This window comes from Acinetobacter sp. YH12227, from assembly GCF_013417785.1.
Classification (GTDB): Bacteria; Pseudomonadota; Gammaproteobacteria; order Pseudomonadales; family Moraxellaceae; genus Acinetobacter; species Acinetobacter gandensis.
Genome location: NZ_VPDH01000043.1, coordinates 23,653 through 33,206 on the forward strand (window position 1 = coordinate 23,653; position 9,554 = coordinate 33,206).

Below are 9,554 nucleotides of genomic sequence, written 5' to 3' on the forward strand. Positions count from 1 at the left end.
ATAGATATTAAGTGGCTGCGGCATTATTTTGTTCAGGATATTCGGTGCGTTTTCCGCCCTCGTAACTGGCGAAACGTGCTTGTTCACGTTTAAACACGGGCGCAGGTGTATCCCACGGCCAGTTGCCGAAATGGGTTGCACGATAGCGTCGGAAGGCATCATCGAGTTCTTGCTGAGTATTTAGAACAAAAGGACCACGCATGGCAACTGGTTCATTAATCGGTTCACCTTCAAGCCATAAGATACGTGCTTCTAAATTCCCCGCTTTTAAATGCACAATAGCATCTGATTGTAGCTCAACAAGATGTTTAAATTGAACGGTTTGGCCTTCGATATCTAAGGTATTGCCTTGATAAAAGTAAGCGAAGCGATTAGACGTTGCTGTTGTTGCAGGCATAGATAGTTCGGCGCCAGGCTGCAATGTTATTAAATAGATATTAACTTTATTTTCAGGTGCTGCGGCCCAAGAGTGTGGTGGCCGTGCGATGGCATCCGTCTCTTTAAATTTTCCTGAAATGACACGGATATCTGATTTATTTCCGTCAGCATCTGTTTCAAATACATGTGGAATTTCTTCACGCCAAAACATTTTATAGTCGGCATCATGTGTTTTCTGTTCTGCAGAGGAATTAAACCAAATTTGAAATAACTCAAAAGGATTGGGCTTATCTTCATGTAATAGTGGAAACATTTCACAGTGTTCTACGCCATTGCCTGTTGAGAGCCATTGGACATCACCTGTGGCATAGCGTCCCCCGTTACCTAATGAATCAAAATGATCTACATAGCCTTGTTCAACCAAAGTAATGGTTTCAAAACCGGTATGTGGATGTTCAGGAAAACCGGGCACCACATCGCCATAATACATATTGAATTCATCTTGCGTTGCGGCGGTTTGCGGCCCCATCACGCTATTGCCAGCAGGAAAGTGATCAATATGATGTGCAGTAAATAAGAAAGGATCTTTTAGATCTAAACGAAAAGTAATTGGTGTAATGTTATAAATCACCGGGCTAGACATACAAACTCCATCTCAATCATTTTTATTTATGATCAATTTAAAGCGATTGTATCTCTTGTTCTATAATGCAACTGTAAGAAAAAGCACCCAATGGCGTGGGTGCATTTTCTTCGTCGTTCAGAGCATAAAAATGGATATTAGGTATTTTGATCCATTTCAGCTGCATTATCATTGCTGGTTGATTTATCTTGAATCAACATCCCTGCGAGTTTAATCATCTCAGATTGAATGTTGCCCATTTGATTTTTAATTTTTTGAAAGTCAACTTTGCTCAAATCAACCTGACCATTTAAAAACGGCGAAGCTAAAACTTGTTGATTGGCAGTTTGTAGGTTTGTACGAATTGACTCAATTTCAGTACTTTTTAAATTTAGCTCGTTTAAGGCACTATTGAAGCCTTTCAACTGTTGCTGTAACTGATCAGCGGCTTTTTGCAGTTGGATATGATCTTGAGTATTTACCGCCGATTCAAGATCTGCTTGTGTCTGCTTGAGCTGCTCAACATAACTTCCAGCTTTGAGCTGCATATCAGCCACATCTCTTACGATATAAAACATATTGCCGCTTTTCAGTTGAGTTGAATTTTGAGTTGTGCTGCTTGGCGCATTTTGCGTATCTGTAGCAGAAATGCTTTGTTCAGAGCTATTCGCATCCAGCTGATTATTTTCAGGTGTAGTTGCAGGCTCGCAGCCAATTAAAACCAAAACACCTGTAAAAATGGCAAACGGAACAAGGGCATTCTGTACAAGTTTTTTCATTCGATTATCACTAAATTCAGTCTTTATGAATTGAATATAGGGGCTAAATGTGGATTAAAAATAGAATGTTGCAAAGCAATAACAAAAAAATTGACTCTTACAGATGTTAAAAAAAAGAGGGCATTTAGCCCTCCTCCTTCACCGAGATATAAAATCTTAACCACGCACAATTTTGATGATGCTGTGGCTTTTATCATTAATCAGAATGTAATCACCATTCACTTTAATCCAATGCTGATTTTTACCGGCTTTACTTAAATGTTTTTTTTGATTTTGGTTGAACTTGTAGCTCGAAGTTTGGTATTGGCTTGGAACTTTGTGGCCAATTTTCCAATCTTTCGATGGTTTGAACACTTTTTTATCAGCTTGTTGCTTATGCTGATGCGTTGAAGCTTTATGTTGCTGAAATTGCATTTTCTTTGGTTGATGATCTTGTGGCGCAGCCATAACCGGTGCAGCAACCAATGCAGTTGAAAGAGATAAAACAATAGCTTTCACGAGAGTATTCATTTATTCACCAATTTGTTATAGCGGTTTGTTTATGACTTGATGATAGGACTAAGTGATTGATAAATAGTGAAAGGAATGTTGTTCAAATATAAAAATAATGAGCAAACTGTGAAGAAGTTTCGAAATGGGTGAAATTTATTAGATTTTTGATTTTAATAAAAAAATGTAAATATCTACAGCGCTGTAGATATTTACATTGATGTTACAAATTATTGAATATTCATTTTACTTTTCAAGTTCTGCTTGAATCGCGTCAAGTAAACGAGGGTCTTCTGCAGTAATGTCTGGTGCAAAGCGTGCCACTACTTCACCTTTTTTATTCACCAAGAATTTTTCAAAGTTCCAAAGGACTTCAGGTTTTGGATTAGGTGTTAAACCATAATCGACTAAGTCTTTCCACCATGGGCCTTCACCAATACGCTCAGGAATTGCTTGAATTAATGTTTGATATAAAGGATGTTTGTCGTCGCCAGCAACAGAAATTTTTGAGAAAAGCGGGAAGTCGACTTTATAATTCAGTGAGCAAAATTCTTGAATTTCTGCATCCGAACCGGGTTCTTGCGCTAAGAAATTATTTGCTGGGAAACCTAAAATTTCTAAACCTTGTGCTTTGCTAGTGCTGTACAGTTTTTCTAGACCTTCATACTGTGGGGTAAGGCCGCATTTAGATGCAACGTTCACTAACAGTAAAACTTTACCTTCATATTGATTTAATGTGGTCTCTTCACCAGAGATCGTTTTAACGGGGATGTTATATACAGAAGCCGTCATAATAATTCCTAATAGATGTCGTTATGTCCCATCCTGTTTTAAAGGGAAAACATCGTCACGGCAAGTCTTTATCATCTAGCTTTTCGCATATTTTTTGTAGTGTTTAGTGCTTTTGTTGCAGAAGGGGAAATACCTATTTCATTGGCCGATTTATTTATTCAAAACTTTGAAAATTAATGGCCCAAATCAGCACAATATGAATTGAATTTTTGATTACTATAGTCGCAATTAAATCGATTCTGTGCCGTATGTTTAAAGCCAGTTCATCTGATTCAAATTCAAGCGCCATGCCATTGTGGATTTATAGTTTTCCTATGATTCCAGTGCTGATTTGGGCCATTAATATGGTGGTAACCAAATATGCAGCATCGGTCATTGAGCCTGTCAGTATTAGTTTTTGGCGAATGTTGATTGCACTTATTGTGATGCTGCCATTTGTGTATTCGGCACTCTATCGTCAGCGTATTCAAATACGACATCACGTTTGGCAGTTGGCTGTGTTGGGTTCATTGGCTATGTTGGTCTATCAATGTCTGTCTTATTGGGCTGGACACAGTACGACCGCAACCAATATGAGCATTATTAATGCATTTATTCCGATCTTTACCATTTTGGTGAGTTGGCTGGTACTGGCAGAGAAACCAAACCGTTATGCAGTGATTGGAGTTTGATTTCAATTTCTGGTTTGTTCTATCTCATTGGTCAAGGTTCATTGCTTACTGTATTGCACGGCGGCTTTCATTTTGGTGATGGGCTTATGATTATTGCGGTCATTGCCTATGCGTTGTACGGGGTATTACTACGTTATTGGAAATTGCCTATTACGCTTGCTGCAAGTCTTTTTATGCAAACGTTGCTGGCCTTGTTGATGCATATCCCATTATTAATGTATTTCGGACTTGAAATTCTCAATGGTCAGAATTATCAGCCTGTACTCTATGCCGCATTGCTTCCCTCGATTGTTGCACCATTTATGTGGATGAAAGCAATGCAAACATTGGGGCCGAACCGATCAAGTATATTTACCAATTTGGCACCAGTATTGACGGCTATAGTAGCTTATTTTTATTTGGGCGAGCAGTGGATGTCTTATCATACCATTGGCACTTTGATGGCGATATTTGGCGTAATTTTGGCACAGCGTAAAGTTTGAAAATGTCTTTTTTTGAATCTGCCTAGCGATGTTGGTGTGGTGTTTTTCCGGTATAGCGTTTAAAAAAAGTAATAAAACTTGAGCTATGTTGATAACCGAGCTCAATGCCTAATGCCTTAATAGAGACACCCATTCTGAGTTTTTGAATGGCGTATACAATTTTTGCGCGGTTGCGCCACTCGGCTAAACTCATATTGAGTTCAGTTTGGCTTAGACGTAGTAATTGACGCTCACTTAGCGAAAATTGGGAAAGGCATTGTTGTAAGCTCAATACAAAATGTTCGGATCGTGCTAAAAATTCTAAAATGGGTTTTAGCACCACATGATGGCTTTGTGGCAAGTAATGCTGATGCTTTGGTGCATGAAGTAATTGATCCAACAACACTTTTAGTAAATGGCGATAACGTTCTATTTCATCGGGTTGTGCAGATAGTGATAGCGTTTCTTCCACCAACAAACGGAAGAAAGGTTGAATGCTAAAAACCTCTGTTTGCTTTGGAAATTTTTGACATAAATGTGGGGCTAGACGAATCGCAACATATCGGATCGGTTGATCATCAATGGCAAAAGAACAATGCTCGGTTTGTGGTGGAATCCAAAGACCATAGCTTGCAGGCGAGAGATGATGTTGTCCCGCAATTTCATATTCAAACACACCATTTAAGCAAAAATTAAAATCTCCCCACAGGCAGCAATGAGGATATACCGTGTCACTTTGTATGTAGTGTGCTTCGAATAACTCAATATCCTGCTCGATAAAATTGTGCATACGTCCCTGTTGCTGTGTCTAAACTACGGTATAAATGTCTGAAATGATGTATTTCAATTAAAACCGACATTCAGCACAATAACCAGATGACATTTGTATGCATTCAAGGCTCAAAGGAGGGCGTATGCAAGTTCAGCCACGATGGACGAAATTTGCCATTCTTTTACCTTTGGTTGCTGTTTTTATCTGGTCGTTGAATATTACTGTAACACGCTATGTGACGGATTATATTTCACCAGTCAGTATTAGTTTTTATCGCTGGTTCGTGGCGTTTATTATTTTAACCCCTTTCATGCTAAAAACAGTGTGGCAACAACGCGAATTAATTCAGCGATACTGGAAGCAACTGGCCGTACTCAGTGCATTTGGTATGGTGCTTTATCAAGGGTTGGGCTATACCGCAGCACATTATACGACGGCAACGAATATGGGGATTATTAATGCTTTTATTCCTGTCTTTACTATTGCTGTTTCTTTTATGTTGCTCAAGGATATTCCGAGCCCTTACGCATTAATTGGCTGTTTGATCTCATTTACTGGGTTGCTGTTTGTGGTTGCTCAGGGCGATTTTTCAAATTTACTGCAAATGGGTGGGCATCTTGGCGACATCATGATGATTTTTGCCGTGTTCTTTTATGCCTTTTATGGGGTGTTTCTGAAGAAATGGCAGTTACAAATTCCGTTGTTACTGAGCCTTTATGTGCAGATTTTTTTTGCTTTGCTTTACCACCTACCTTTTTTGCTCTACCTCGGTATTGATGCCATTAATATGAAAAATGCGCCAAGTGTATTTTATGCGGGTATTTTTCCATCTTTAATTGCACCATTGGTTTGGATGCTTGCTGTGCAGCAACTCGGGCCAAATCGAACCAGTATTTTTATGAATCTCACACCCGTTTTTACTGCTTTGATTGCATATTTTTGGTTGGGTGAACAGTGGATGTTTTACCACAGTATTGGAACCGTCATGGCAATTGGTGGGGTAATATTGGCGCAGCGCAAAGTGAAAGGGTAATTTTTGAAAAAAATTAATCAGAAATATTGCTTAAAAAAACAACAAACGAGATATGTTATTTCATAGAACAAATCTTTTGAAAGTGTAGTTTTTAGCGCATTTTTGAATTAAAAAAGTAAATGCTCGTCTTAAAAGTTTATCAAAAATAGATACATATTTTTATTAAATGGTTATAAAACATGAATAAATTGCATTTGTATTAGTTAGATTTATATAAAAAATCTATTTGTTAAATATAAAAAAATATTACATAATGCCTTCATCGTAAATGATCAAGTTCAGATGATGAATTACTTGGATTGTTCACCCAGAGTTTTAAAGACCCTCTGGATGTGATTAATGCACATCCTTTTTTATGCTCAGCCGTCCCTATATGGCTGAGCTTTTTTTTGTCTAAAATTTAATGATTACGTTCATTGATCACCCGCAATTAAGCGCGGATGATTTCTCCAGTTTCAGCATCAATAATTTGACTTGGCTCTTGGCTTAAGCCTAAATCACCATTTAAATACTCTAGTTCATTGGCAAAATATTGACTGGCTTCTTGTAAAGAGCGTGCCGGATTTAATCCTGCAGGGTTGGCACTGGTCGAAACAATAAAACCATTAAATGCTTGGCATAAAGCGACACATAAAGAGTGGGTGGTAACGCGAACGGCTACTTTAGGATGGTTGCCTTTGATCCAGCTTGGGATATGTTCACCTGCAGGTAACAACCAAGTGGTTGCACGTTCAGTGGGTTTACGATTACTCCATGAGGCAATTACTTTTTCGCGCATTTCTGGGCTTAAGCCTTGGAGTAAATGTTCAATTTGTGCCACATTTGCTGCCAGTAAAATGACACCTTTTTCAATTGGGCGCTGTTTTAACTTTAAGATTTGGTGAAAGGCTTGCTCATTATAGGGATCACAGCCTAGGCCCCAAACAGCCTCTGTAGGATATGCCAGTACCTGACCTTTTTTGAGACAGGAAGCTGCTTCGGCAACAGAGGTGGTAATCATTTCTCGGCCCTTCATTTGTTTAACAAAGGGCTATTGTGAACCTAATTTGCCCATCCGACAACGTAGGTAATGTCCAGACTGTTGAATCGCATGTCCTAAAAGCTCTAATTCCATCAGCTTTCCTGTTAGCGTTGCAGCATCCATATTCAAATGAATAGACAATTGATCCAGATCTTGACCGACCCAGTCTAATTGTAAATATACCGAAATTAAGTCATCGGGAATGTGTTGTGTTGAGGATGAAATTGCTTGATCAATATTATTCTTTTCAAAGGTGTTGTTTGCAGCTTCGGCTTGCCATTGCGTTGCAAGCGCTAATTCTTCAATCACTTGTTGAGGATGATCAATTAAAATTGCACCATCACGAATCAGTTGATGGCAGCCTTGATGATGTTCACTGTATATATGACCTGGAATGGCAAATATAGTTTTACCTTGTTCTGCAGCTAATTTGGCGGTAATGAGTGAACCACTTTTTAAGGTTGCTTCAGCAACAATCACACCCAAACTTAAGCCACTGACAATACGGTTGCGACGAGGAAAATGGTGCTGTAGGGGAGGAGTAAAGGGTAAGAATTCAGTGATGATGGTACCGTTCTGCTTCAGAATGTCTTGTCGAAGTGTTTGATTAGAACTTGGATAAGTCTGTTCTAACCCTGTGCCCATAACCGCAAGAGTATGTTGGTGTTGTAGTGCAGCACGATGTGCGGCTTCATCAATTCCTTGGGCTAAACCACTACAAATATAAAAGCCTTGTTCACTTAAATAATAGGCAAAGTCATAGGCAACTTGACGTCCATGTGGGCTTGGTTTGCGACTGCCAACGATCGCAACTTGGGGCTGAATCAGAGCTTGAATATTACCTTGACCGAATAACAGTGGTGGCTTGTCCTGATAATGCTGTAGTTGCTGTGGATAGGCGGGATCACATTGAGTGATTACAAAGTCACAATCTTTTTGAATCTGAACAAGGCATTTTTCGAATTGTTGTTGACTCGCATCTTGTTGAAAATCACGAAAGCGTTGTAAGTGATTTTTATGAATCCCCAGCATTTGCCAAGTTTCATATTGTTTTGGATCTAGGGCATGTTGCAGGGAAGGAAAATGCTGCTGAATCTTATAAAAACTCGTGAGCGAGTGCTGTACAAGAAACCACAGGCGAATGTAATCGAGTTGCAGAGGAGTGAGTGCATGAAGCATATAGAGACCTTTTGCCGTCTTCTTTTTATGTTTTTTATTTTTTAAAAATGAAATGAGGCTGTATGTCAGCCTCATTGATGATCCATGTTTAGGATTAGTCGTCCATCAGTGGTGGCTGAATGCTCGCACCAACTTTAATTGGTAATTCACTTTCTAGCACGTATGCGTAACTGAGGTTATCAAATGTTTTGAAGACCATAATGTTGCCGATACGTTGCCCCGGAAGTTGAACACGTTCTTTGGTCTTCGGATCTGTGACGATTTCGCCTTTTTGATTCACGCTAAATACATGACCAGATTGAACGCCTTGTAAACTACCACGGTCAATGGTTACTACACTGTGAATTGCAGCAGTTCCAATAGAGCCCATAACGCGAACAATGCTACCACCAGCAGTCACATTATCTGCATTGGTTGGGTAGAACAATGTTGGCAGCATTGGGTCGTATTCAGGAAGGACACGGTCACCACGACGAACCTCAGCATTGTAAGTGTCAGTCAATTCTAATGTGGTAATGTCATTCTCACCGCGAACAGCAACACCAGAAGCCACTTGAGTGAGCTCTAAACCAGCATTGTATTTTTTACCATTAGCATCAGTGAAAATGTACGGTTCGCCTTCGCGATAAACGGCGTAGCGTTGACCAACTTGCATGCCTTGACCGCGTGCATATACAGTTTGACCTTTGGCAGCCAATACACGTTGATCGGCAGTACCCAGAATATATGGTGTACCTTCAATAGACTCAGGAGCAACGATCATGCTGCGCTCAAGCCATTGCTTGATATATTCTAATGGGATAACAGGAATGGCACTGTTTAATGATTCAACACGAACTTGAGGCTGAAGTTTGGTGCCGCCTGTATAGCGACGAATGATTCCTTCACAGCCATCACCTTCATCTTTACCAATGATCGGTCGACCATTGTAAGTACACATTAATAGGCGGTCGCCTGGGAAAATCCAATGAGGATTTTTAACGTGTTTATTACTTGCCCAGATTTCAGGCCAGCGAACTGGATTTTTTAAAAAGCGTTTTGATATATCCCAAAGCGTATCGCCTTTTTTCACCACATAGACCTGTGGTGCGCCGGCTTTTAAAGAAGGTGGATTGACGTTGCGGGCAGGGGCAGCTTCAGCAACACTGATCATACCCATCCCCACACTTACACACACGGTAAGCGCCAATAATTGCTTTTTAAACCCCAAGGCACTAAAAGTTGGCATGCTGTTAGAAACCATTTAAAGTGTCTATATTCTCACCAATAAAAATGTCTAGTTTATGATGGTTTTTACCATCATGGACTGGATATAAATTAGAGATGTTGATCACTATGTCTGACAAGGAAATTCAAC

At 39.6% G+C, this 9,554-nt stretch carries 9 protein-coding genes and 1 pseudogene; 2 read left to right on the plus strand and 8 right to left on the minus strand.

The features are described 5' to 3' along the window. Positions 1 to 7: 7 nt before the first annotated feature. The 4 genes from FTV09_RS10820 to FTV09_RS10835 all read right to left on the minus strand — a co-directional run bounded on the left by FTV09_RS10820 (position 8) and on the right by FTV09_RS10835 (position 3,060). Positions 8 to 1,021: a pirin family protein gene (locus FTV09_RS10820; protein ID WP_180058303.1), complete on the minus strand. Its 1,014-nt coding sequence runs from the start codon at positions 1,019 to 1,021 to the stop codon at positions 8 to 10. Between the two features lie 137 nt (positions 1,022 to 1,158). Next, positions 1,159 to 1,779 (minus strand): hypothetical protein, encoded by a 621-nt coding sequence (locus FTV09_RS10825; protein WP_180058304.1) that lies wholly within the window; start codon positions 1,777 to 1,779, stop codon positions 1,159 to 1,161. A gap of 156 nt (positions 1,780 to 1,935) precedes the next feature. Next, positions 1,936 to 2,289 (minus strand): RcnB family protein, encoded by a 354-nt coding sequence (locus FTV09_RS10830; protein ID WP_180058305.1) that lies wholly within the window; start codon positions 2,287 to 2,289, stop codon positions 1,936 to 1,938. A gap of 225 nt (positions 2,290 to 2,514) precedes the next feature. Further along, the gene (locus FTV09_RS10835; RefSeq protein WP_180058306.1) at positions 2,515 to 3,060 is read right to left on the minus strand and encodes a glutathione peroxidase; all 546 of its coding nucleotides are present in this window, start codon (positions 3,058 to 3,060) and stop codon (positions 2,515 to 2,517) included. Between the two features lie 287 nt (positions 3,061 to 3,347). Between FTV09_RS10835 and FTV09_RS10840 the strand changes: the two are divergent. Next, positions 3,348 to 4,213: pseudogene (locus FTV09_RS10840) on the plus strand (DMT family transporter). Between the two features lie 22 nt (positions 4,214 to 4,235). Here FTV09_RS10840 and FTV09_RS10845 read toward each other — a convergent pair. Then, complete coding sequence (locus tag FTV09_RS10845) at positions 4,236 to 4,982, minus strand: AraC family transcriptional regulator (protein WP_180058307.1); 747 nt, start codon at positions 4,980 to 4,982, stop codon at positions 4,236 to 4,238. A gap of 124 nt (positions 4,983 to 5,106) precedes the next feature. Here FTV09_RS10845 and FTV09_RS10850 point away from each other — a divergent pair, with 124 nt between their 5' ends. Further along, a complete protein-coding gene (locus FTV09_RS10850; protein ID WP_180058308.1) occupies positions 5,107 to 5,997 on the plus strand; it encodes a DMT family transporter in 891 nt (296 codons plus the stop codon). Positions 5,998 to 6,427: 430 nt separating this feature from the next. On the opposite strand, the gene FTV09_RS10855 is transcribed toward FTV09_RS10850, so the two are convergent. The 3 genes from FTV09_RS10855 to FTV09_RS10865 form a co-directional block, all read right to left on the minus strand. Continuing rightward, positions 6,428 to 6,997: an L-threonylcarbamoyladenylate synthase gene (locus FTV09_RS10855; protein ID WP_180058309.1), complete on the minus strand. Its 570-nt coding sequence runs from the start codon at positions 6,995 to 6,997 to the stop codon at positions 6,428 to 6,430. A gap of 30 nt (positions 6,998 to 7,027) precedes the next feature. Further along, positions 7,028 to 8,197: a DNA-processing protein DprA gene (gene dprA, locus FTV09_RS10860; RefSeq protein WP_180058310.1), complete on the minus strand. Its 1,170-nt coding sequence runs from the start codon at positions 8,195 to 8,197 to the stop codon at positions 7,028 to 7,030. 94 nt (positions 8,198 to 8,291) lie between these two features. Continuing rightward, entirely contained in the window at positions 8,292 to 9,440 is a 1,149-nt protein-coding gene (locus FTV09_RS10865; RefSeq protein ID WP_180058311.1) for a LysM peptidoglycan-binding domain-containing protein, read from the minus strand. Positions 9,441 to 9,554: the final 114 nt, after the last annotated feature.